At 60.1% G+C, this 22,248-nt stretch carries 20 protein-coding genes; 12 read left to right on the top strand and 8 right to left on the bottom strand.

Annotation, left to right across the window (positions count from 1 at the left end; translation table 11 throughout):
- Window positions 1-65 precede the first annotated feature (65 nt).
- The 3 genes from SOP95_RS10375 to SOP95_RS10365 all read right to left on the bottom strand — a co-directional run bounded on the left by SOP95_RS10375 (window position 66) and on the right by SOP95_RS10365 (window position 2,062).
- On the bottom strand, window positions 66-374 hold the full coding sequence (locus SOP95_RS10375; protein WP_274073098.1) for a transcriptional regulator: 309 nt from the start codon (window positions 372-374) through the stop codon (window positions 66-68).
- 170 nt (window positions 375-544) lie between these two features.
- Window positions 545-781, bottom strand: a complete 237-nt coding sequence (locus tag SOP95_RS10370) for a glutaredoxin family protein (RefSeq protein WP_102700819.1) — start codon at window positions 779-781, stop codon at window positions 545-547.
- Window positions 782-853: 72 nt separating this feature from the next.
- Complete coding sequence (locus SOP95_RS10365) at window positions 854-2,062, bottom strand: ammonium transporter (protein ID WP_323607053.1); 1,209 nt, start codon at window positions 2,060-2,062, stop codon at window positions 854-856.
- Between the two features lie 327 nt (window positions 2,063-2,389).
- Here SOP95_RS10365 and SOP95_RS10360 point away from each other — a divergent pair, with 327 nt between their 5' ends.
- The 9 genes from SOP95_RS10360 (at window position 2,390) to SOP95_RS10320 (ending at window position 14,223) form a co-directional block, all read left to right on the top strand.
- Window positions 2,390-2,704, top strand: coding sequence for a DUF883 family protein (locus SOP95_RS10360; protein WP_008055105.1), 315 nt, complete (start codon window positions 2,390-2,392; stop codon window positions 2,702-2,704).
- Window positions 2,705-2,706: 2 nt separating this feature from the next.
- Window positions 2,707-3,096 carry a phage holin family protein gene (locus SOP95_RS10355; protein ID WP_274073096.1) on the top strand — a complete coding sequence of 130 codons (390 nt, stop codon included), beginning with the start codon at window positions 2,707-2,709 and terminating at the stop codon, window positions 3,094-3,096.
- Window positions 3,093-3,437, top strand: a complete 345-nt coding sequence (locus tag SOP95_RS10350) for a hypothetical protein (protein WP_323607049.1) — start codon at window positions 3,093-3,095, stop codon at window positions 3,435-3,437. The genes SOP95_RS10355 and SOP95_RS10350 overlap by 4 nt, the downstream gene beginning before the upstream one ends.
- 129 nt (window positions 3,438-3,566) lie before the next feature.
- Window positions 3,567-4,730, top strand: a complete 1,164-nt coding sequence (locus SOP95_RS10345) for an EAL domain-containing protein (RefSeq protein ID WP_323607047.1) — start codon at window positions 3,567-3,569, stop codon at window positions 4,728-4,730.
- 68 nt (window positions 4,731-4,798) lie between these two features.
- Window positions 4,799-6,127: a deoxyguanosinetriphosphate triphosphohydrolase gene (locus tag SOP95_RS10340; protein ID WP_323607045.1), complete on the top strand. Its 1,329-nt coding sequence runs from the start codon at window positions 4,799-4,801 to the stop codon at window positions 6,125-6,127.
- 178 nt (window positions 6,128-6,305) lie between these two features.
- Window positions 6,306-6,728 carry a response regulator gene (locus SOP95_RS10335; protein ID WP_323607043.1) on the top strand — a complete coding sequence of 141 codons (423 nt, stop codon included), beginning with the start codon at window positions 6,306-6,308 and terminating at the stop codon, window positions 6,726-6,728.
- Window positions 6,729-6,934: 206 nt separating this feature from the next.
- A complete protein-coding gene (locus SOP95_RS10330) occupies window positions 6,935-7,561 on the top strand; it encodes a response regulator transcription factor (RefSeq protein WP_274073047.1) in 627 nt (208 codons plus the stop codon).
- 8 nt (window positions 7,562-7,569) lie between these two features.
- A complete protein-coding gene (locus SOP95_RS10325; protein ID WP_323607041.1) occupies window positions 7,570-11,229 on the top strand; it encodes a transporter substrate-binding domain-containing protein in 3,660 nt (1,219 codons plus the stop codon).
- A 48-nt stretch (window positions 11,230-11,277) separates the two neighbouring features.
- Complete coding sequence (locus tag SOP95_RS10320) at window positions 11,278-14,223, top strand: HD domain-containing phosphohydrolase (protein WP_323607040.1); 2,946 nt, start codon at window positions 11,278-11,280, stop codon at window positions 14,221-14,223.
- Here the strand turns inward: SOP95_RS10320 and SOP95_RS10315 are convergent, their stop codons facing one another.
- Window positions 14,224-14,706, bottom strand: a complete 483-nt coding sequence (locus tag SOP95_RS10315; protein ID WP_274073044.1) for a GAF domain-containing protein — start codon at window positions 14,704-14,706, stop codon at window positions 14,224-14,226.
- Window positions 14,703-15,593 (bottom strand): ATP-binding protein, encoded by an 891-nt coding sequence (locus tag SOP95_RS10310; protein ID WP_274073043.1) that lies wholly within the window; start codon window positions 15,591-15,593, stop codon window positions 14,703-14,705. The genes SOP95_RS10315 and SOP95_RS10310 overlap by 4 nt, the downstream gene beginning before the upstream one ends.
- Before the next feature lie 117 nt (window positions 15,594-15,710).
- Between SOP95_RS10310 and SOP95_RS10305 the strand changes: the two genes are divergently transcribed.
- Window positions 15,711-18,074 (top strand): hybrid sensor histidine kinase/response regulator, encoded by a 2,364-nt coding sequence (locus SOP95_RS10305; protein ID WP_323607037.1) that lies wholly within the window; start codon window positions 15,711-15,713, stop codon window positions 18,072-18,074.
- On the opposite strand, the gene SOP95_RS10300 is transcribed toward SOP95_RS10305, so the two are convergent.
- From SOP95_RS10300 to msrB, 3 genes are all read right to left on the bottom strand, one after another.
- Entirely contained in the window at window positions 18,058-18,519 is a 462-nt protein-coding gene (locus SOP95_RS10300; RefSeq protein WP_323607035.1) for a MarR family winged helix-turn-helix transcriptional regulator, read from the bottom strand. The genes SOP95_RS10305 and SOP95_RS10300 overlap by 17 nt on opposite strands.
- Complete coding sequence (locus tag SOP95_RS10295) at window positions 18,516-19,001, bottom strand: glutathione peroxidase (protein WP_323607034.1); 486 nt, start codon at window positions 18,999-19,001, stop codon at window positions 18,516-18,518. The genes SOP95_RS10300 and SOP95_RS10295 overlap by 4 nt, the downstream gene beginning before the upstream one ends.
- A gap of 180 nt (window positions 19,002-19,181) precedes the next feature.
- Entirely contained in the window at window positions 19,182-19,577 is a 396-nt protein-coding gene (gene msrB, locus SOP95_RS10290; RefSeq protein ID WP_323607032.1) for a peptide-methionine (R)-S-oxide reductase MsrB, read from the bottom strand.
- Between the two features lie 226 nt (window positions 19,578-19,803).
- Here msrB and SOP95_RS10285 point away from each other — a divergent pair, with 226 nt between their 5' ends.
- Window positions 19,804-21,015, top strand: coding sequence for a pyridoxal phosphate-dependent aminotransferase (locus SOP95_RS10285; RefSeq protein WP_034151309.1), 1,212 nt, complete (start codon window positions 19,804-19,806; stop codon window positions 21,013-21,015).
- A gap of 316 nt (window positions 21,016-21,331) precedes the next feature.
- Window positions 21,332-22,222 carry a protease HtpX gene (gene htpX / locus SOP95_RS10280; protein WP_008059113.1) on the top strand — a complete coding sequence of 297 codons (891 nt, stop codon included), beginning with the start codon at window positions 21,332-21,334 and terminating at the stop codon, window positions 22,220-22,222.
- The last annotated feature ends 26 nt before the right edge of the window (window positions 22,223-22,248 follow it).

The raw sequence follows: 22,248 nt of genomic DNA, 5'->3' as shown, positions 1-22,248 counted from the left end.
GCTCTTACCTTGAATGCAGAGCGGCATTATCCAACAGCAGCGCAAACGAACCTAGCGCAGAATCCTCACGCCGGTATCTGCGCCGCCTCGGTGTACTCCTTGAGCCAGCGCAGCACGTCGACCGCCTCCCAGCGACCCGGGTCATACAGTGCATACAACAACCCCTGATAACCCACGACATCCAGCTGGCGGTGAAAGCCCGCGCGCTGGAACAAGGCTTCGATTTCGGCAAAGCAGGTATTGAAATGCAGCTTGTTGAAGGGCGTTTTTCCTTCCGTCACCAGGCCGTCCAGGCGCAATTCGGCGACGGCTTCGCGTACCACATCCACCGACATGCGATTAACGCTGCTTTTCAATTGTTCGACATTGACCACGACTCATCCCCCTCACGCCCGGAGTTGCCCCGCCCAACGCCAAAAATCAACGGCAGCAGGACAGCAATCCGGATAACTGTATGCGCATACAGTATCCGAATAGCGTCGATTAAGCCAAGGGGATCGGCTCTAAAGTTCGACGGGCGGAACCTGTCCACCCACAAAACCGTTTAACCCAGGAAGGCAACCACTTCGTCGGCACTGAACGGCCAACCCAGTTCCGCGCCGGTATCGACCCGACGCAATACCGGGATGCGCAGGCTGTAGGCGGCGAACCAGGATTCGTCGTCAGCGATGTCCACCAGTTCCACCAGCAGGCCACGCTCGACAAACTCCATCAACATGGCTTCGGCCACTTCACAGAGATGACACCCGAGAGTGCCGAACAGCTGACATTCAGGAAGCATGAGCGCTCTACCAAGAAATTGAGTGCTTATTCTAGGCCCGCCCCGAAATGTCGTCGAGCCAATGAACCACGGCTAATCCTGGCTGACGGCGCCGATCTTGTGCACCGACAAGTCCGCGCCGTAATACTCTTCTTCCTGGCTCAGGCGCAAACCATGGAATGCCTTGATCACGCCATACACCGCAAAACCACCGGCCAGCGCTACCACCACACCCAGTGCCGTACCGATCAACTGGCTGACGATGCTCACACCGCCCAACCCGCCCAAGGCCGCCTGGCCGAAGATGCCACAGGCTACCCCGCCCCAGACGCCACACAGACCATGCAGCGGCCACACGCCAAGCACGTCATCGATATGCCATTTGCCTTGTGCGGCCGTAAAGCACCAGACAAACAGCGCCCCGGCAATGGCACCGGTGACCAGCGCACCCACCGGATGCATCAGGTCGGAGCCAGCACAGATCGCCACCAGACCGGCCAGCGGCCCGTTGTGCAGAAAGCCCGGGTCATTGCGCCCGACGATCAGCGCCGCCATCGTGCCGCCGACCATGGCCATCAACGAGTTCACCGCAACCAGCCCGCTGACCCCTTGCAGGGTTTGCGCACTCATCACGTTGAAGCCGAACCAGCCGACAATGAGAATCCACGAGCCCAACGCCAGGAACGGAATGCTCGACGGCGCGAACGCCACCAGCCGCCCTTCGCGATAACGCCCATTGCGTGGCCCAAGCAACAGCACCGCCGCCAGCGCCAGCCAACCGCCCATGGCGTGAACGACAACGGAACCGGCGAAATCATGGAAGCTGGCGCCAAAGCGCTCCAGCAGCCAGGCCTGCAGACCCAGGTTGCCGTTCCAGATCATGCCCTCGAAGAAGGGATAGATGAACGCCACAATCAACGCTGTCGCGCACAATTGCGGAACGAACCGGGCACGCTCGGCGATGCCCCCGGAAATGATCGCCGGGATCGCCGCGGCAAAGGTCAGCAGGAAGAAAAACTTCACCAGGCCATAGCCGTGATCGGCGTTGATCACGGCCGCCGGTTGCATAAAGGTGACGCCGTAGGAAATCCAATAGCCTATAAAGAAGTAAGCCAGTGTGGAAACGGCGAAGTCGCTGAGGATTTTCGACAGGGCATTGACCTGGTTTTTTTGCCGGACAGTCCCGACTTCCAGGAAGGCGAAGCCGGCGTGCATGGCCAACACCATGACCGCACCGATCAGGATGAACAATGTATTGGAGCTATGAACCAGGGTGTCCACAGCGCTTTGCAGATTTTCCATGGATTTGGCAGACCTTAAGGCTGAAAAAAAGCACCAAAGCAGTTCGCGCGGGCAATCCATGCACCAAGTTGAGACTTGTCGAATCGAACAGGTCTCTCCCGATGAACCGTTTTGAAGCACGGGGTTCATCAAGGCCAATCACGACCGGGACATTTGCGCGGGTTTTGATTGTTTGAGTTAAGGTTTTACTGGAATCTTGCCCAGCAACAGCGCAACGGCGCGAGCCGACGCACCACGACACAGCAAAAGTTGTACCAGTCATTTGTACTGAACCTTCGCACAAGGCTCATACTCGAACGATTCAGACGCCACTTATGGAGATCACCAATGGCCAGCATCAAGGCAAAGACTGCTCAAGAAATCCTGATGAGCGATTTTCAGACACTGGTCAGCGATACCGAACGGTTGCTGGAACACACCGCCTCCCTGGCCGGTGACCAGGCCGATGAATTGCGCGACCAGATCCACGACAGTCTGCTGCGTGCAAGGGAAACCCTGAAACTGACCGAAGACTCCCTGCGCGAACGCGGCAAGGCTGCCGTGACCGCCACCGAGGACTATGTCCAGGCCAACCCATGGCAATCGGTCGGTATTGCCGCCGGCGTGGGTTTCCTCATTGGCTTGCTGGCAACCCGGCGCTGATCATGGCGATCGATGAAATCGGCTCGTCCGGGACGGGCGCCAGTTCCTCACCGCGACGCCTCGGCGCCGCCGTTCTTGGGTTGCTGCACAGTCACGTCGAACTGTTCGGTATCGAATTGCAGGAGCAAAAGGCCCGCACCGTAAGCCTGTTGCTGTTTGCCGGCCTGGCACTGGTGTTCGCGTTATTGTTGTTGGTTGGGCTGTCGACACTGGTGTTGATCGTGTTCTGGGACACCTATCGCCTGCCCGCCATCATCTCACTGTGCGTGTTCTACACCCTTGCCTGCGTGTTCTGCGGGATACGCCTGAGAGCGGCAATCTTCGATGAATCCTCGCCCTTCCATGGCACGTTGGAAGAATTGGCCAATGATCGGGAGCGCCTGCTGCCATGAACCTGCCTGAACTGCCTCGAAACAGCTCACGCACGGAAATGCGCAAGGCACTGATCCGCCTGCGCATGGAAATGCATCGCCAGGAAATCCGTCACGAATCCGGGCAACTGCTGCAACCCCTGCATCGGCTGCGTGGCATGGGCCAGAACCTGCACGATGGGTTCGGCATCAAGCATGCACCGCTGTGGGGCGTGGCGGCCGTTACCTTGTTGGGCTTCCTGACCGGTAAGGGCACGCGGAGCGGCGCAGGCGTGGGCAGCCTGACCCGGCTGATCCGCCTGGGCACCACGCTGGGGCCTCTGGTCAAGCTGGTCATGCAAGGCTCTTCGCGTAAACACTGACCCTGTCAGTATCTGGCTACATTCTTGCAGTAACCGCAGGATCGAACCTCTCTATCGAGGGGTTCGATCCTGCGCGCCTACCCGGTGACCAGGCTTTATCCAACAACAAGATCCATCCAAGGAGGCCTTGTGATCGACGGGCAACCGCTCGCCTGCTTTCAGCCGTTCATCGATACCGCCACCGGCCGTATCGCCGGCGTGGAAGCCCTGGGCCGACTGCGTCAGGCCGACGGCCAACTCGCCTCGGTGGGGCCGCTGTTCGCCGATCCCCGCACCAACGCCGTCGCCCTGCGTCGCCTCGACCGTCAGCTGCGCGATAACGCCCTGAGTCGCCTGCACGAAGCGCCTGGCGACTGGTTTCTCAGCCTGAACATTTCCCCCCGCTGGATCAGCCGCCTGCGCCCGGACCAACCCTTGCCAAGTCTTGGTCAGCTGCAAAAGCACGGAATAGATCCGCAGCGCATCGTTTTCGAAATTACCGAACTGGGTGGCGACATCCAGCGCCTGGCACAGGTAGTGGCGCGTTACCGGCAAGCCGGCGCACGGATTGCCATCGATGATTTCGGCGCCGGCTACTCCCAGCTCGATCGGGTACTGGCGCTGCAGCCAGACATCCTCAAGCTCGACATGCGCCTGTTCCAGGCAGCCGCGTTGGGCGGCCCCAGCAGTGACGTGGTCAAGGCGCTGGCACAAATGGCGGAAAAAACCGGGTGCTGGATCATTGCCGAAGGCGTGGAAACCGAAGCGCAACTGAATTTTGCCCTGGAGTGCGGCTCACGTTATGTCCAGGGGTTTCTGTTTGCCCGGGCACAAGCGGATTTCTTTGCCGCCGATGCCTTCGTCGAGCGCTTTGCCCACCTGCGCCAGCGCTATGTGCAGCAGAAGTTGGCCGAACGCGGTCGCCTGATGATCATGCGCCAACAACTGGGCGAACTGATGGCGATCCTGCAGCACTGGGCACAGACTTGCGCGCCCCTGAGTGCCCTGCCACAACTGGATGCCTTTCCCTGGCTGCTGCGTTTCTATCAGTGCGACCGTCACGGCACGCAGTTGACGCCCAACCTGGAATGGCGCAACAACGGCTGGGTCGCCGACAACCGCTACCTGGGCCATAACTGGTCCTGGCGCCCGTATTTCTATCACCTGCTGGCGCAGGGTTGTGAGGAGCCGCAGCTGACCCTCTCCAACACCTACCGCGACGCCACCAGCAATCAGTACTGCCTCACCGCCGGACAATTTTTCGACAACGGCGAACGCCTGCTGCTCATCGATATCGACGCGGTCGGGCTGTAGTGACGCTTGCAGGCAGCGTTGCGAACCGGGAAGCTACCCGATCAGTCCCCTGACGGAGCGAACCAGCCTTGGATTGGCCTACCCTGCTTACCCGCGAACGCCTCGGAAAGCCCCTGCACAGCCCGGAAGAACTGGGCCGCAGTCCTTTTCACAAAGACCATGACCGCATCATTTTCTCGGGGGCGTTCCGCCGTCTGGGGCGCAAGACCCAGGTTCATCCCGTGCACAGCAACGACCATATCCACACGCGCCTGACCCATTCGCTGGAAGTCAGTTGCGTCGGCCGCTCACTGGGCATGCGCGTCGGCGAAACCATCCGCGGCGCCCTGCCCGACTGGTGTGATCCCAGTGACCTGGGGATGGTGGTGCAATCGGCCTGCCTGGCCCATGACATTGGCAATCCACCCTTCGGCCATTCCGGCGAAGACGCGATCCGGCACTGGTTCCAGCAGGCCGCGGGACGCGGCTGGCTGGATGCGATGAGCGAAGCGCAACGCAATGACTTCCTCAACTTCGAAGGCAACGCCCAGGGCTTTCGGGTATTGACCCAGCTTGAGTACCACCAGTTCGACGGCGGAACCCGGCTGACCTATGCCACCCTGGGCACTTACCTGAAGTATCCATGGACGGCCAGGCACGCCGACTCGCTGGGGTACAAGAAACACAAGTTCGGTTGCTACCAGAGCGAGCTGCCGCTGCTGGAGCAGATCGCGCAAAAACTTGGCCTGCCGCAACTGGAGGAGCAGCGCTGGGCGCGCCATCCGCTGGTGTACCTGATGGAGGCCGCCGATGACATCTGCTACGCCTTGATCGACCTCGAAGACGGCCTGGAAATGGACTTGCTGGAGTATGCCGAAGTCGAGTCGCTGTTACTGGACCTGGTGGGCGACGATCTGCCGCAAACCTATCGCCTGCTCGGCCCGCAGGATTCGCGGCGGCGCAAACTGGCGATCCTGCGCGGCAAGGCCATCGAACACCTGACCAATGCCGCGGCCCGCGCCTTTGTCGAGCAGCAGGATGCGCTGTTGGCCGGCACCCTGGCGGGTGACCTGGTGGAGCACATGCACGGCCCGGCCAAACGCTGTGTGCTCAATGCCAAGGACATGGCGCGGCAGAAGATCTTCCAGGACAAGCGCAAGACCCTGCATGAGATCGGTGCCTATACCACCCTGGAAATTCTGCTCAATGCTTTTTGCGGTGCCGCACTGGAGCAGCACAACGGTCGAACGCCGTCCTTCAAGAGCCGGCGGGTGCTCGACCTGCTGGGCAACAATGCACCCGATCCGAACGGCCCTCTGCACAACTCGTTTTTGCGCATGATCGATTTCATCGCCGGCATGACCGACAGCTACGCCAGCCACATGGCCCTGGAAATGACCGGTCGTTCCAGCCACTGACGACAAGCGATAGATCAGCCATTACCCCCTCGGTAATGGCCGATCAGTCCTGAAAATCCAAAAACATTCAAGCAACACCGAATCCCCCTACAACGCCTGTCGAGTGCACTGATCGAATGCGCGGCGGCTGTCGGGAAACAATCACGCCTATCGTTCCGACAGAAGAAGCGTGAACACCATGATCAACGACAATCTGCGCATCATGCTGGTGGAGGACCATCCGTTTCAGCTCAGGGCCACCCAATGTCTGCTCGAGAGTTACGGCTTCACTCACTTGACCACCAGCGATTGTGCCAGGAGCGCCTTGCACCACATGCTCAGCGCCGAGCAGCCCTTCGACATCCTGTTATGCGACCAATGCCTGCCCGACGTTTGCGGCATCGACCTGATATCAATCGCCAGCCACCAGGGGCTGATCAAGCAGGCCATACTGTTAAGCAGCCTGACATCCAATGAACTGGGCGAACTTGAAAATCTGGCCCTCGTCAATGGACTGCCATTACTTGGCTGCTTGATAAAACCATTAAAACAGTGCGAGCTGAGATACTTATTGAAACTGATACCGTCACCCAGCAACCAAGCGCCTTTAAAAAGTGTGTAACCCACATATCACCACCCTGCTCCCAATAACTAAACAGCAACATCTTTTGTGGCAACTTACCAAAAAATACCGGTTGACACGTAATCCATTTCCTTTTCGCATGTAGGAACATTCCTATATTGCTACGACAGACCCGTCAGTTCATACGTCCCCCTAACTATCTGAGCTAAGGTGCGCGCTTTATCCGAGCTCGCAGGGATTTGATTATGAACTCCGTTTTTATTGTCGACGATCATCCTGTCATCCGCCTTGCCGTTCGCATGTTGCTGGAACACGAGGGCTACAAGGTCGTCGGTGAAACCGATAATGGTGTCGATGCCATGCAGATGGTGCGTGAATGCATGCCCGACCTGGTCATTCTCGATATCAGCATTCCCAAACTGGATGGACTGGAAGTGCTTGCCCGTTTCAACGCAATGAGTACACCCCTGAGAATCCTGGTATTGACTGCACAATGCCCAACATTATTCGGTATCCGCTGCATGCAATCCGGTGCCTCGGGTTATGTATGCAAACAGGAAGATCTAAGTGAGCTGGTGAGCGCCATCAAAGCGGTACTGTCCGGTTATAACTACTTTCCCAGTGAAGCCTTGAACCCTGCCCGTGGTGACGAAGCGCGGTGCGCCGAACTTGAACTGTTCAAGTCAGTCAATGACCGGGAACTCATGGTATTGCAACTTTTTGCCCAGGGTCGCAGTAACAAGGAAATTGCCAAAGGCATGTTCCTGAGTAACAAGACCGTCAGCACTTATAAAAAACGACTCATGCAGAAACTCAAGGCCAAATCCCTGGTTGAACTCATCGAGATGGCAAAACGTAACGCGTTAGTGTGAGGCACAGAATGCCCAGCCGCTTGAAGGACTATCTGCTGATCATGTCCACGGGCTTGTGCCTGTGCACCGAGCTGTACGCCGCGCAGGAGCATGAACAATATGCCTTGCTCAGTCGTTCAGCGCCCCTGCACCTGGAAGTCCAGCTGGATCAATCACAACGACAATGGGTCGAGGGTAAACGTGAGCTGATCCTCGGCACCTCGGCACCCGACTACCCCCCTTTCGACCTGACCAGCAGCGGCCGTGAATATGAAGGGTTTACCGCCGACTACGCGGGCATACTCGGCGAGGCCCTCGGCCTGCCCGTCAAGGTTCAACGCTTCGCCTCCCGGGGAGCGGCGATCGAAGCGCTCGAAAAAGGCGAGGTCGACCTGCTGGGCACCGCCAACGGATTCGAAGCGAACAATGACGACATCGCGCTTTCCACACCCTATGCGGTCGATCAACCGGTGCTGGTGACACGTGAAGGCGAAACCCGGCCGCTCAATGATGGCCTGGCCGGTTTGCGGCTCAGCATGGTGTATCACTACCTGCCCCTGGAGGAGGTCAAGGCCCTATACCCGAAGGCAATCATCGACGCCTACCCGTCCTACCAGAACGCGATCAATGCAGTGGCTTTCGGCCAGGCCGATGTTTTTCTCGGCGACACCATTTCAACCCATTACATGATCAACAAGGGTTATCTGAACAATATTCGCATGGCCAGTTTCGGCAAGCACGAAGCCCATGGTTTCAGCTTTGCCGTGCACAGGAACAATCCTCAACTGCTCGCCATCATCAATACGACGCTCATGGCCATCCCCGCCAGCGAACGGGAAAACATCGCCAAACGCTGGAGCGCCGGGAGCGATATCCTGCTCACCGATCAAAAACTGCAGCTCAGTTACAGTGAGGAGCGCTGGCTGGCGCAACATCCAGTGGTCCGGGTGGTCGTCAATGAGGCCTATGCGCCGCTGACGTTTTTTGACAGTGCCGGTAACTTTCGCGGGATTGCCGCGGATTTGCTTGAGCTGATCAGATTGCGCACCGGCCTGCGCTTCGACGTTCAGCGCAGCCGTAGCGACAGCGACATGATCAAGCGAATCAACACCGATCAAGCCGATCTGATCGCCGCGATGCTCCCTAGTGCACAACGGGATACCTTGCTGAACTTTACCCGCCCGTACCTGCAGAACTCCTATGTCCTGCTGACACGCAAGGCGCACGACAGTCCGACAAACCTTGCACAGCTCAAGAACAAAAGCCTGGCCATTGCCCGCGGCAACCCGCTTATGGACTATCTGCGCAGCGAGTTCCCGCAGATCAGGTTGATCCAGACCCCGGACGCCTTCAGCGCCGTGGAAATGCTCGCCGAAGGCCGGGTTGAAGGAGCGGTGAATTCACTGGTGATCGCCAACTACTTCATCGCCTCGCAACTGTTCGAAACCGAGCTGCAAATCAGCACCACCATAGGCACCCAGCAGGCGGCGTTCTCCCTGGCAACGGGGCGCGAGGCCAAGGAACTCAATGACATCCTCAACAAGGCACTGTTGAGCATCGCGCCGCAGGAGCTGGGCGTCATCAACAGTCGCTGGCGCGGCTATTCGGCCTCCTCGCAAAACACCTGGCGCCAATATCAGCGGGTGTTCTATCAGATCGTGATCGGCGCCGGCTTGCTGTTGCTGATCTCCGTGACCTGGAACGCCTACATGCGGCGCCAGATCAACCAGCGCAAGGCGGCCGAACGAGCGCTGAACGATCAATTCGAGTTCATGCGTTCACTGGTCAACGGCACGCCTCACCCGATCTATGTGCGTGATCGTCAAGGACTGCTGCAAAGTTGCAACGACAGCTACTTGCGCGCCTTTAACGCAAAACGCGAAGACGTGATCGGCAAAAGCGTGATCCAGGGCACCATGAGCAACGCCTTCGAAGCGCGCGAGTACCAGGCCGATTACCAGCGAGTGGTGGCCGAAGGCACGCCGATGATCCTTGACCGTGCGCTGCACATTGGCGGTCGCCGGTTGACCATCTATCACTGGATTCTTCCCTACCGCGACTCGAGCGGTGAGGTGCAAGGCATCATTGGCGGCTGGATCGACATCAGCGAACGGCGCCAATTGTTCGATGACCTGCGATGCGCCAAAGAGCGCGCCGACGAAGCCAACCGGGCCAAGAGCACGTTCCTGGCCACCATGAGCCATGAAATCCGCACCCCGATGAATGCCGTCATCGGCATGCTCGAACTGACGCTCAAGCGCATCGAACAACACCACCCGGATCGTCCCGCCATTGATGTGGCGTACCACTCGGCAAAGGACCTGCTGGAACTGATCGGGGACATTCTCGATATTGCGCGCATCGAGTCCGGGCACCTGAGCCTGAACCCGGAACGGGTCAACCCGGAGGAAATCGTGGCGTCGGTAGCGCGTATCTTCGATGGGCTGGCCCGGCAAAAGGGACTCGAGTTGCAACTGCAATTCAACCCGGCCAATCCGGCTATCGACGTGTTGCTCGATCCCCTGCGCTTCAAGCAGGTGTTGTCGAACCTGGTCAGCAATGCCATCAAGTTTACCGAGCACGGCCAGGTCAGGATTATTGTGACCCTGGACCTGAGCAGCGAGGCTGACCGGGCGCACATGCTGTTGCTGGTCGAAGACAGCGGCCCGGGGATCAGTCATGAGGATCAGCAACGCCTGTTCGAACCTTTCGCTCAAGCCGCCAATACCGGGCAGTCGGCACGGGGCGGTGCCGGGCTTGGACTGGTGATCAGTCGCAGCCTGTGCGAAATGATGAACGGCAGCCTGCAGTTGAGCAGCCAGCCGGGCGTCGGTACCCGGGTAAGGATTTCGTTGCCGTTATCCACACTGCCTCGCGACTCCAGGGCGCAAACCGCCGAGCCTCCCATCTACTGCGCGACAATCCCCTTGAATGTGCTGGTGGTCGACGACCACGCGGCCAACCGCTTGCTGATGTGCCAGCAGCTTGAGTTCCTGGGTCATCGATTCAGCGTCGCGGCGGACGGCCAGGCTGGATTGGACGCATGGAAATCCGCCGCCTTCGACCTGGTGGTCGCCGATTGCAACATGCCAGTCATGAATGGGTATGAACTGGCCCAGGCCATTCGTCGACACGAACGACACACTCAACAGCCGCGTTGCACCCTCCTGGGCTTTACCGCCAACGCTCAGCCGGAAGAAGTTCAACGCTGCAAACAGGCCGGGATGGACGACTGCCTGTTCAAGCCCCTGTCCCTGGCCGCCTTGAGTCAATGGGTCACGGGCATCAAGGGAATAAAGGAAATCAAGCCCAGGGTCGTGGCCCCGGCCTTCAGCCTGCAAGGCTTGCATTTGTTGACGGGGGGCGACCCGGCGCTGGACCTGCGCCTGCTGACCGAACTGTTGAACAGCAACCGCCTGGATCGACAGGAACTGCTGGCACTGTCCGACACCCCGGACCCGCAGGCCTTTCTCGACATAGCCCATAAAATCAAGGGCGCCGCCCGAATCGTTCAGGCCACCCGGTTGATCGACAGCTGCGAGGCGCTCGAAGCCACCTGCCATGAGCGCTTCTCCCCTGAGAACGTTGCCAAATACTGCGACGCCGTGGAGCGCGCCCTGCTCGAACTGGAACAGGCATTGCTGCAACAAATCGGACAAAACGACAAAGGCACAATACCCGAGCCTTAACTATGCTTGGACCCGGAGCAGTGTGTTAACCATCACGGAGTGACCTGCATGCCCAGCCCACTGCGCCCGGTTCAACGGCGATTTCCCCTGCACGTTCATATCAGCGTGATGTTCACTTTGCTGCTGTTGCTGACCGGGGTCGTGCTGGGCATTTTCCACTACCGGCAAACCACTCAGATCATTCTTTCGAGCAGCGAAAAGCTGTTCAGTCGAATCGAGCAGGATGTGCGCCTGGACCTGCACGCCACCTATGAGCCGATTCGGCATCTGTTGAGCCTGTTGCGGCACAACCCCGCAGCCCAGGCCCTCGACCTGCAACAGCGCCTGGCGCTGCTCCAGCCTTTCAGCCAGTCGCTCAAGGACAACCCCGACCTGGCTTCGTTATACCTGGGATACGACAACGGTGACTTTTTCATGGTTCGCCCGCTGCGCACGCCAGACCTGAAAGCGCTGCTCAAGGCCCCGGATACCGCGGCCTACCAGGTATGGAGCATCGAGCGAAACAGCAGCGGCCAGGTGCATTCGCAATCCTTGTTTTTCGATCAGGACCTGACGCTCCTCGGTCGTCAGGACAATCTCGACGAAACCTATGATCCGCGTAGCAGGGCCTGGTTCACCAGTGCCAGCCAGGATGTCGACCAGATCACCACCGAACCCTACGTCTTTTTCTCGACCCACCATGTCGGCACCACCCTGGCACGGCGTAGCGGCGAGCATGCGGTGATCGCTGCCGACCTGACCCTGGCCGAGCTCTCGGCCACCTTGGCCAAACATGTGGTGACACCGGCGACCGAGATCGTCCTGTTCGATGCCCAGGGCAATGCCATCGCTTATCCCGACAGTCGTCGCCTGATCGTCGACGATCAAACCGCCCGCCTGGCCAAGGCCGCCGACCTGAGTCCCGGTCTGAAAGCACTGCTCGACAACCCCAGGCCTGGCAATCGCCTGACGGCCATGGGCCGTAGCTGGATCGTTGCCCGCAGCAGCATGCAGGAAGGCGGCCCCCAGGGGCTGCAACTGGCGATGCTGGTACCGGAAGATGAATTGCTTGCCGACGCCTATCGCATGCGCTGGCAAGGCGCACTGATTACTCTGGCGACCCTGTTGTTGTGCGTGCCATTGGGATGGCTGACGTCCAGGATCCTGGTCAAGCCCCTGCGCGCCCTGGTGCAGGAGGCGGATGCCATTCGCAGCTTCGATTTCAATTTTCCCGCCGCCCGTCGCTCTCCGGTGCTCGAGGTCGACCAACTGAGCCTGTCCATGGCGCGCATGAAAGACACCCTGGCGAGCTTCTTCCAGATCACCGACAGCCTGAGCGCCGAGACCCGGTTTGCCCCATTGCTGCAGCGGGTGCTGTTTGAAACGGTCAGGATTGGCCAGGCCCAGGCCGGCCTGATCTACCTGCGCGAAGGGGATGGCGATCTTATGGAACCCCAGGGCCTGGTGATCAACGACACGGCACAAACTCTGTCGTCTTTCGACCTCAGCGCACACGGGCTTCATGATGCGCACAGCCCCGCCTGGCTGCAGCAGCTATCGACGGCCGACAACGTCGTCTCCCACCTGGGCTTCGAACAGGCGGGAGACATGCAGAAAGTCCTGCTGGCCATGGCCTGTCCCCGAGTTCACCTGATCGGCATCCGCTTGCACAATCGTCACAACGAAACCGTGGGCCTGCTGGTGTTTCTGCTGGCCGACAGCGGCAACCAGAGCGACCTGGACAAACTGCGTCCCGACCGCATCGCGTTCCTGCAGGCGGTGTCCGGTGCGGCCGCCGTGAGTATCGAAAGCCAGCGCTTGCAAGACCGGCAAAAACAGCTGCTGGACGCCTTCATCAAACTGCTGGCCGGCGCGATCGATGCCAAGAGCCCCTACACCGGTGGCCATTGCCAGCGAGTCCCGGCCCTGACACTGATGCTCGCCCAGGCCGCGGCCGCCAGCCAGGACCCGGCCTTTCGCGGCTATCAGCCCACGGACGATGATTGGGAGGCGCTGCACATCGCCGCCTGGCTGCACGACTGCGGCAAGGTGACGACCCCGGAATACGTGGTCGACAAAGCCACGAAACTGGAAACCCTGAACGACCGTATCCACGAAATACGCACTCGCTTCGAAGTTCTCAAGCGCGATGCCTGGATCGACTATTGGCAAGCCATCGCCCAAGGTGGCGACGAGCAACAGCTGGCGCAACAGCGAGAGGCCAGCCTGACGGCGCTCAATGACGATTTCGCCTTCATCGCCCGCTGCAACCTGGGCGGCGAGGCCATGGCCGAAGCCGACCTGCAGCGCCTGCGCAGCATCGCGCAGCGCACCTGGACGCGAACCCTGGATGACCGGCTGGGTGTTTCCTGGGAAGAAAACCAGCGCCAGGCGCGTACGCCGGCACCCACGCTGCCGGTCCGCGAGGCGTTGCTGGCGGACCGGCCCGAGCATCTGTTCGAGCGCGCCGAAACCGAATTGATTGCCGAGGACAATCCCTGGGGTTTCAAGCTCGATGTCCCGCGCTACAAGTACAACCGCGGCGAGCTCTACAATCTGAGCATAACCCGAGGCACCTTGACCTCTGAGGAGCGCTACATCATCAACCACCACATGGTGCAGACGATCCTGATGCTCAGCCAACTGCCCTTCCCCGAACACCTGGGCAATGTCGCGGAGATCGCCGGCGGCCACCACGAAAAAATGGACGGCACGGGTTATCCGAAACGCTTGAAGCGTGAGCAGATGAGCCTGCCGGCGCGGATGATGGCGATTGCCGATATCTTCGAGGCGCTGACCGCCGCCGACCGCCCCTACAAGAAAGCCAAGACCCTGAGCGAAGCGCTGGGCATCATGGCCAACATGTGCCGGGATGCGCACATCGACCCGCAGTTGTTCGAGCTGTTCATCAACGCACAGATCTATCTGCAGTACGCCCGGCGCTTCCTCGATCCAGGGCAGATCGATGCCGTGGATACCTCAAGCCTGCTGGTCAAGGCAGGCTTGAAAGGCTGATCAGCAGTCGGTCAGGCGCAGGAAGATAGCCGCCAGCTGCTCGATACCGGCCTGATCCTGCGCGGTGAAACGCGCCAGTTGCGGGCTGTCGAGGTCGAGTACGCCGATCAGGCGACCGTCCTTGACCAGGGGCACCACCAGTTCGCTGTTCGATGCACTGTCGCAGGCGATATGCCCGGCAAACGCGTGCACGTCTTCGACCCGCTGGGTCTGCAAGGTCGCCGCCGCCGTGCCGCACACACCCCGACCGAACGGAATCCGCACGCAGGCGATCTGCCCTTGAAACGGGCCCAGCACCAGCTCTTCGTTACGATTGAGGTAGAACCCGGCCCAGTTCAAGCCCTCGAGCTGATTGAACAGGAACGCCGAAAACTGCGCGGCGTTGGCAATGAAATCGCGCTCGTCCGCCAGCAAGGATTCCAGCTGCGCGTGCAGCATGCCGTAGCCCTCGAGGCCCTGCCCGCTGTTTTGTAAATCGATCATGCCTTGTGCTCCAACAGTTTGAGCCCCACCCAATAGCGGGCAAATTGATACGCGCAACGTCCGTTGCGATTGCCCCGCCCGGTGGCCCAGCGCACCGCGAGGATGTCCAGCTCTTCGGTGCGCTGCCACGGCAGGCCGGCCTTGTCGGCCAACTGGCCGATCCAGTGCTCGACCACGTTCAGGAAGTGCTCCTGGGTGAACGGATAGAACGACAGCCACAGGCCGAAACGGTCCGACAGGGCGATCTTGTCTTCCACCGCCTCGCTGGGGTGCAATTCGCCATCGACGCGTTTCCAGTTTTCGTTATCGCTTTCCTTTTCCGGCACCAGGTGGCGACGGTTGGACGTGGCGTAGAGCAACACGTTGTCCGGCGCCTGTTCGAGCGAACCGTCGAGTACGCTCTTGAGTACGCGATAATCGCCTTCGCCCGACTCGAAAGACAGGTCATCGCAGAACAGCACGAAACGCTGCGGCAGCTTGGCGATCTGCTCGACCACCCGCGGCAAGTCCGCCAGGTGATCGCGCTCGATTTCAATCAGGCGCAGACCGGCCTGGGCGTGCTCGGCCAGCAAGGCGCGCACCAGCGACGATTTACCGGTGCCGCGCGAACCCCAGAGCAGCGCATGGTTGGCCGGCATGCCATCGAGGAACTGGCGGGTATTACGCCCCAGTTGCTCAACCTGGCGATCGACGCCGATCAGGTCGCTCAGGCGCATGTCCAGGCTGACCTGCAGCGGCAGCAGAAAACCGCTGCGTCCCTCGCGCTGCCAGCGCGCAGCCAGGCAATGGGTCCAGTCGATGGCTTGCCGAGGGGTGGGCAGCAGCGGTTCGATACGGGCCAGAACGGCATCGGCACGTTCAAGAAAAGCATTCAATCGGGAATCCACGTCTTCTCCTCGGGCACGTTCACAGTGATGATGGCGATACAGATACGACATACAGCGTTCGATGAACGGTCAACCGCCCTATGGCAGGGCTCATGGGAACACCCTGCATGATCGACTATGCTTGAGCAGCGAAGGAAAACGGAAGTGATTCAGCACCCCATGGATATCAAGTTCACCAACCGCCTGTCTTACAAACAGGCGCGGCTCACCGTGCTGGTCGGTTTCGTCCTGGGTATGCTGCTCAGCGTGCTGCAAATAGGCATCGATTATGCCAGCGAAGACGCCTCCATCAACCGTGAAATACTGTCTCTGCTCGAAATCAGCCACAACCCCGCCTCGCGCATCGCCTACAACATCGACGCCGAACTCGCCCAGGAACTGACCCTGGGCCTGCTGCGCTCGCCCGCGATCATTGGTGCGAAACTGACCGACAACAACGGCAATATCCTGGCCAACGTCAAGCGTCCCGGCCTGCAAAGCGGCTATCGGGTATTGAGTGACCTGCTATTCGGGGCCAATCGGCAGTTCGAAGACCGCCTGTACCTGGATCATTTGCCCGGCGAATCCCTGGGCACCCTGCAACTGGACGTCGACACTTACTCATTCGGCTACCGCTTCCTGCGCCGGGCCGAGGTCACCCTGATCAACGGTTTCGCCCGCAGCCTGCTGCTGAGTGGCATCCTCCTGGCGCTGTTCTACGTGATGCTGACCAAGCCCTTGGTGCGGGTCATCCGCGAACTCAGCGGCCGCGATCCACGCAACGCCGAGCCGACGTCGCTGGAATGCCCGGCGGGACACGCCAACGACGAAATCGGCGTGCTGGTGAAAGTTGCCAACCAGCAATTCGAAAACATCGCCACCGAAATCCAGCAGCGACGCAACGCCGAAAATCGCCTGACCGACTATCTTGCCCAGCTGGAAAACATCGTGTCGGCGCGCACGACCGAGCTCAAGGCCATCAATGCCCGGCTCAGTCAATCCAATCAGGAGCTGGAAGTCGCTCGCAGCACCGCCCTGGACATGGCCGAAGCGCGCTCGGTGTTCCTGGCCAACATGAGCCACGAAATCCGCACGCCCCTCAATGGCCTGCTGGGCATGATCGCGCTGTCGCTGGACGGCCCGCTGAATGCCGAGCAACAGCAACAGCTGGCCATCGCCCATGACTCGGGCAAAGTCCTGGTGGAGTTGCTCAACGATATCCTCGACCTGTCGAAATTCGACGCCGGCCAACTCGAACTCGAACACATCCCGTTCGACCTGGGCTCGCTGGTCGAGGACACCGCCAACCTGCTGTCACAGAACGCCGCGCCGAGTGTCGAACTGACCTGCCTGATCGACCCGGACTTTCCTGCGCTGGTGCTCGGCGATCCGACAAGGGTGCGGCAGATCGTCAGCAACCTGCTGTCCAATGCGCTCAAGTTCACCCGTTTCGGCCGGGTCGATGTGCGCCTGTCGACCTATAAGGATGGCGTCAGCATCGAAGTCTGCGACACGGGCATCGGCATCCCGCGGGAGGCGCAGGTCAAGATCTTCCAGCCCTTCACCCAGGCGGGTGCCGGCATCACCCGACAATTCGGCGGCACCGGCTTGGGCCTGGCCCTGACCTACAACCTGTGCGAAGCCATGCAAGGTCGCCTCACCATCAGTTCTGAAGCCGGTTTCGGCAGCCAGTTCTGCGCGCAACTGCCGCTGCCCAGTCATACCCGGGCACTGGCCCCGCCCCCCCTGCAGGGCAAAATCGTGGCAATTACCGCCGCCGGCAGCGGCCTGGCGGAACTGCTGAAAAGTGTTTTGCCTGGTTGGGGGCTCGATTATCAACAGCGCACGATCGATGACTCATTGCTCGGTCTGGACCCCGATGTGCTGATCACCGATTGCCCCGAGTGCCTGTTCAACCTGCGCCCCACCATCCGCGCGCCGATCCTGCTGGTGACCGCTTACGGCAGCTTCCTGCCCAGCGAAGAGGCCAGCGCCCTCGCCCCCTTGCAGCAGCAGGCCCGTCCTTTGGCACGCAATGCGCTACACCAGACCTTGCAGCGAATCCTCCTGGTGCAAACCGACACCCCCAGCGATACCCGGGTCGACGCCACCCTCGCGCAGCGTCGGGCGCGGGTGCTGCTGGTCGAGGACAACCCGGTCAACCAGCTGGTGGCCAAGGGCATGCTGGGCAAACTCGGTTGCGACGTGATCGTCGCCGCGCACGGCGCCGAAGCGCTGGATCAATTGGAGAGCCGCGACTTCGATCTGGTGCTGATGGACTGCAACATGCCGGTCATGGATGGCTATGAGGCCAGTCGGCAAATCCGTCGCAGCGGTCGCTGGCCGCAGTTACCCATCGTCGCCCTGACCGCCAACGCCATGTCCGAAGAGCGCGAACGCTGCCGTGCGGCGGGCATGAGCGACTACCTGGCCAAACCTTTTCGTCGAGAAGAGCTGGCCGCCCTGCTGGATGTGTGGATACCGGCTACGACAGCGCCTTGATCTGCCCCAACAAGTGATCCAGGCCGTCGCGCAGCTCATTCAGGCGATCCAGGTCCACGCCGCTGTCGCACAACAGGCGGGCCTTGAGCGGGCCGACCTGTTCACGCAGCGCCGTGCCCTGGGGCGACAGGCTCAGGTGCACCTCCCGCTCATCCCGCGCCGAGCGCTGGCGCTGAACCAGCTGCAATTGCTCAAGACGCTTGAGCAACGGCGTCAGCGTGCCGGAATCCAGCGCCAGGCGTTCGCCCAGGGCCTTGACCGTGGGCTGCTCCGGGGCTGTTGCCTGCCATTCCCACAACACCAGCATCGCCAGGTACTGCGGGTAAGTCAGGCCCAACTGATCGAGCATCGGCTTGTAGGCGCGAATCACCGCCCGGGACGCGGCATACAGTTTGAAGCAGAGCTGGCTGTCGAGGCTCAGCGAATCAACGGACAAGGTGTTCATTTGAGCAGGGCTTCGATCTCGCTGCTCAAGTCCTGCGGCTTGGTCGCCGGCGCGAAGCGCTTGACCAACTGGCCGTCCTTGCCGATCAGGAACTTGGTGAAGTTCCACTTGATGCCCTGGGAACCGAGCACACCCGGCGCACGCTTTTTCAGCTGCACGAACAATGGATGGGCACCGTCGCCATTGACTTCGATTTTCTTGAACAGCGGGAAACTGACTCCGTAGTTGAGCTCGCAGAACTCGCTGATCGCCCCTTCGTTACCCGGCTCCTGCTTGCCGAACTGATTGCAGGGAAAGCCCAGTACCACCAGGCCCTGGTCCTTGTAGGTCTGCCACAGCTCTTCAAGGCCTTTGTATTGCGGGGTGAAACCGCATTTGCTGGCGGTGTTGACCACCAGCACGGCCTTGCCGGCGTAATCCGCCAGGGTTTTCTGTTCGCCCTTGATGGTGGTGCAAGGGATGCTGAGGAGATTGTCGCTCATGATTGGGGCGCTCTAGATGGGGGTGATTTGACAAACATAGCGAGCAATTGAATTGTGTGCAATGTAATTAATCGAGCGCCAAACCTGGAGGAGCCGGTTTGCTGGCGATCGGCACGCCGCGGTGTGTCAAATCCACCGCTATCGCCAGCAAGCCGGCTCCTACAGAGAATCGAGGTGATCTTATTCGCGGGGTACCAGGTCCAGGCACACGGAGTTGATGCAATAACGCAACCCGGTCGGCGGCGGGCCATCGGGGAATACGTGGCCCAAATGCGCGTCACATTTGGCGCAGACCACTTCGGTACGGATCATGCCGTGACTGACATCACGGATCTCGACCATCGCACTGTCACCGATCGGCGCGTAGAAACTCGGCCAGCCGCAACCGGAATCGAACTTGGTGGCGGAGTCGAACAACGGCTCGTTGCAGCAGATGCAATGATAGACACCATCGGTCTTGGTGCCGTTGTACTTGCCGGAAAACGGGCGCTCGGTGCCCTTGAGCCGGCAAACGTTGTACTGCTCTGGATCGAGCATGGCCTTCCATTCTTCCAGGGATTTTTCCAACTTTTCCATCATCACACCTCAGCAGCTGAAAAAGCCCGATCTGTACCTTTTCCACGGATCGGGCGGCACGTATGATTGCGCCTCGTCAAACGCCAGTCTGGCAGCCAGACCACGCGCATTCAAACGGATTTATGGGTGCTGCCTCTCAAGGCGCCAGGCCTGTGTGATAACGCAGGTTTCCCAGCACGGTTGTCCACACGCCGCCTGGATCGTTCATTTTCGGGAACACATCGCCATGCAGGTCAGCAAATCGAACAAGCTCGCCAACGTCTGCTATGACATTCGCGGCCCAGTGCTCAAGCACGCCAAACGCCTGGAAGAGGAAGGCCATCGCATCCTCAAGCTGAACATCGGCAACCCGGCGCCCTTTGGTTTCGAAGCGCCGGACGAAATCCTCCAGGACGTGATCCGCAACCTGCCGACCGCCCAGGGCTACAGCGACTCCAAGGGCCTGTTCAGCGCGCGCAAGGCCGTCATGCAGTACTACCAGCAAAAGCAGGTGGAAGGTGTCGGCATCGAGGACATCTACCTGGGCAACGGCGTTTCCGAGCTGATCGTGATGTCGATGCAGGCCCTGCTCAACAACGGCGACGAAGTGCTGGTACCGGCTCCCGACTACCCGTTGTGGACCGCCGCGGTGAGCCTGTCGGGCGGTAACCCGGTGCATTATCTGTGCGACGAGCAGGCCAACTGGTGGCCGGACCTGGCCGACATCAAGGCCAAGATCACCCCGAACACCAAGGCCCTGGTGATCATCAACCCGAACAACCCGACCGGTGCGGTGTATTCGAAAGAAGTACTGCTGGGCATGCTGGAACTGGCCCGCCAGCACAACCTGGTGGTGTTTTCCGACGAGATCTACGACAAGATCCTCTACGACGATGCCGTGCACATCTGCACCGCTTCGCTGGCGCCGGACCTGCTGTGCCTGACCTTCAACGGCCTGTCCAAGTCCTATCGAGTGGCCGGTTTCCGTTCCGGCTGGATCGCCATTTCCGGACCGAAACAACACGCCCAGAGCTACATCGAAGGCATCGACATGCTGGCCAACATGCGCCTGTGCGCCAACGTGCCGAGCCAGCACGCGATCCAGACCGCGCTGGGTGGCTACCAGAGCATCAACGATCTGGTGCTGCCGCAAGGGCGCCTGCTGGAACAGCGTAACCGCACCTGGGAACTGCTCAACGACATTCCCGGGGTGAGCTGCGTCAAGCCGATGGGCGCGCTATATGCCTTCCCGCGGATCGACCCGAAGGTCTGCCCGATCCACAACGACGAAAAGTTCGTCCTCGACCTGCTGCTCTCCGAGAAGCTGCTGGTGGTGCAAGGCACAGCCTTCAACTGGCCATGGCCCGACCACTTCCGCGTCGTGACCCTGCCGCGCGTCGATGACCTGGACATGGCCATCGGACGCATCGGCAATTTCCTCAAGTCCTACCGCCAGTAAGCGGCCTGTCACCGTGCGATGGCGGAAACATCGCACGGTGATTCATTCTGCAACACATGATTACGTCCTACCCATGACTGCTGCCTCGATGCCTGTGCAATGCCACATTGCCTGGTCACGTCGAGTAACCACGGGCACCCAGCCGTCGGTGGCCTGACAAACAACTTCGCCGTCCCACGTCGGAAATGCCCTGCAACCAGCTACGCTTTTGCTGTAGGACACAGTTTGAAATAGTCACTTGGTTGAATACCCCGGTGCAGCACCTTATATACCCCGCAGTACGCTACATCTTTAGCATGAGGAGATTTCTACAACCATGATGCGCATCCTGCTGTTCTTGGCCACTAACCTGGCGGTCGTGCTGATTGCCAGCATCACCCTGAGCCTTTTCGGCTTCAACGGGTTCATGGCGGCCAATGGGGTTGATCTCAACCTCAATCAGCTGCTGATTTTCTGTGCGGTCTTCGGTTTCGCCGGTTCCCTGTTCTCGCTGTTCATCTCCAAGTGGATGGCGAAGATGAGCACCAGCACCCAAATCATCAGCCAGCCGCGCACGCGTCACGAGCAATGGCTGCTGCAAACGGTCGAGCAACTGTCCCGCGAAGCCGGGATCAAGATGCCCGAAGTCGGGATCTTCCCGGCCTATGAGGCGAACGCCTTTGCCACCGGCTGGAACAAGAACGACGCACTGGTCGCCGTCAGCCAGGGCCTGCTGGAGCGGTTCTCGCCGGATGAAGTGAAAGCCGTCCTGGCCCACGAAATCGGCCACGTGGCCAATGGCGACATGGTCACCCTGGCGTTGATCCAGGGCGTGGTGAACACCTTCGTGATGTTCTTCGCACGGATCATCGGCAACTTTGTCGACAAGGTGATCTTCAAGAACGAAGAAGGCCAGGGCATTGCCTACTACGTGGCGACCATCTTCGCCGAACTGGTCCTGGGTATCCTGGCCAGCGCCATCGTCATGTGGTTCTCGCGCAAGCGCGAATTCCGTGCCGACGAAGCCGGTGCAAACCTGGCCGGCACCGCCGCGATGATTGGCGCGTTGCAACGCCTGCGTGCGGAACAGGGCCTGCCGGTGCACATGCCTGACACCCTGAACGCCTTCGGCATCAACGGTGGCATCAAACAGGGCTTTGCCCGCATGTTCATGAGCCACCCGCCGCTGGAAGAGCGCATTGACGCACTGGCCCGTCGTCGCGGTTGAGCGTTTGCGAAGTAAACAAGAAGGCC

It is taken from the genome of Pseudomonas sp. YuFO8 (assembly GCF_035065025.1).
Taxonomy (GTDB): Bacteria; Pseudomonadota; Gammaproteobacteria; order Pseudomonadales; family Pseudomonadaceae; genus Aquipseudomonas; species Aquipseudomonas putida_AE.
The sequence above is the reverse complement of the archived record's forward strand: the minus strand, read 5'-3'. Positions and strand labels throughout refer to the sequence as shown.

Excerpts from the sequence above, each read along its gene's own strand:
- SOP95_RS10295 (WP_323607034.1), bottom strand. The coding sequence starts at position 19,001 with ATGAGCGACAATCTCCTCAGCATCCCTTGCACCACCATCAAGGGCGAA.
- htpX (WP_008059113.1), top strand. The coding sequence starts at position 21,332 with ATGATGCGCATCCTGCTGTTCTTGGCCACTAACCTGGCGGTCGTGCTG.
- msrB (WP_323607032.1), bottom strand. The coding sequence starts at position 19,577 with ATGGAAAAGTTGGAAAAATCCCTGGAAGAATGGAAGGCCATGCTCGAT.
- SOP95_RS10320 (WP_323607040.1), top strand. The coding sequence starts at position 11,278 with ATGCCCAGCCCACTGCGCCCGGTTCAACGGCGATTTCCCCTGCACGTT.
- SOP95_RS10300 (WP_323607035.1), bottom strand. The coding sequence starts at position 18,519 with ATGAACACCTTGTCCGTTGATTCGCTGAGCCTCGACAGCCAGCTCTGC.
- SOP95_RS10365 (WP_323607053.1), bottom strand. The coding sequence starts at position 2,062 with ATGGAAAATCTGCAAAGCGCTGTGGACACCCTGGTTCATAGCTCCAAT.
- SOP95_RS10285 (WP_034151309.1), top strand. The coding sequence starts at position 19,804 with ATGCAGGTCAGCAAATCGAACAAGCTCGCCAACGTCTGCTATGACATT.
- SOP95_RS10355 (WP_274073096.1), top strand. The coding sequence starts at position 2,707 with ATGGCGATCGATGAAATCGGCTCGTCCGGGACGGGCGCCAGTTCCTCA.
- SOP95_RS10325 (WP_323607041.1), top strand. The coding sequence starts at position 7,570 with ATGCCCAGCCGCTTGAAGGACTATCTGCTGATCATGTCCACGGGCTTG.
- SOP95_RS10335 (WP_323607043.1), top strand. The coding sequence starts at position 6,306 with ATGATCAACGACAATCTGCGCATCATGCTGGTGGAGGACCATCCGTTT.
- SOP95_RS10350 (WP_323607049.1), top strand. The coding sequence starts at position 3,093 with ATGAACCTGCCTGAACTGCCTCGAAACAGCTCACGCACGGAAATGCGC.
- SOP95_RS10315 (WP_274073044.1), bottom strand. The coding sequence starts at position 14,706 with ATGATCGATTTACAAAACAGCGGGCAGGGCCTCGAGGGCTACGGCATG.
- SOP95_RS10305 (WP_323607037.1), top strand. The coding sequence starts at position 15,711 with ATGCTTGAGCAGCGAAGGAAAACGGAAGTGATTCAGCACCCCATGGAT.
- SOP95_RS10330 (WP_274073047.1), top strand. The coding sequence starts at position 6,935 with ATGAACTCCGTTTTTATTGTCGACGATCATCCTGTCATCCGCCTTGCC.
- SOP95_RS10360 (WP_008055105.1), top strand. The coding sequence starts at position 2,390 with ATGGCCAGCATCAAGGCAAAGACTGCTCAAGAAATCCTGATGAGCGAT.
- SOP95_RS10370 (WP_102700819.1), bottom strand. The coding sequence starts at position 781 with ATGCTTCCTGAATGTCAGCTGTTCGGCACTCTCGGGTGTCATCTCTGT.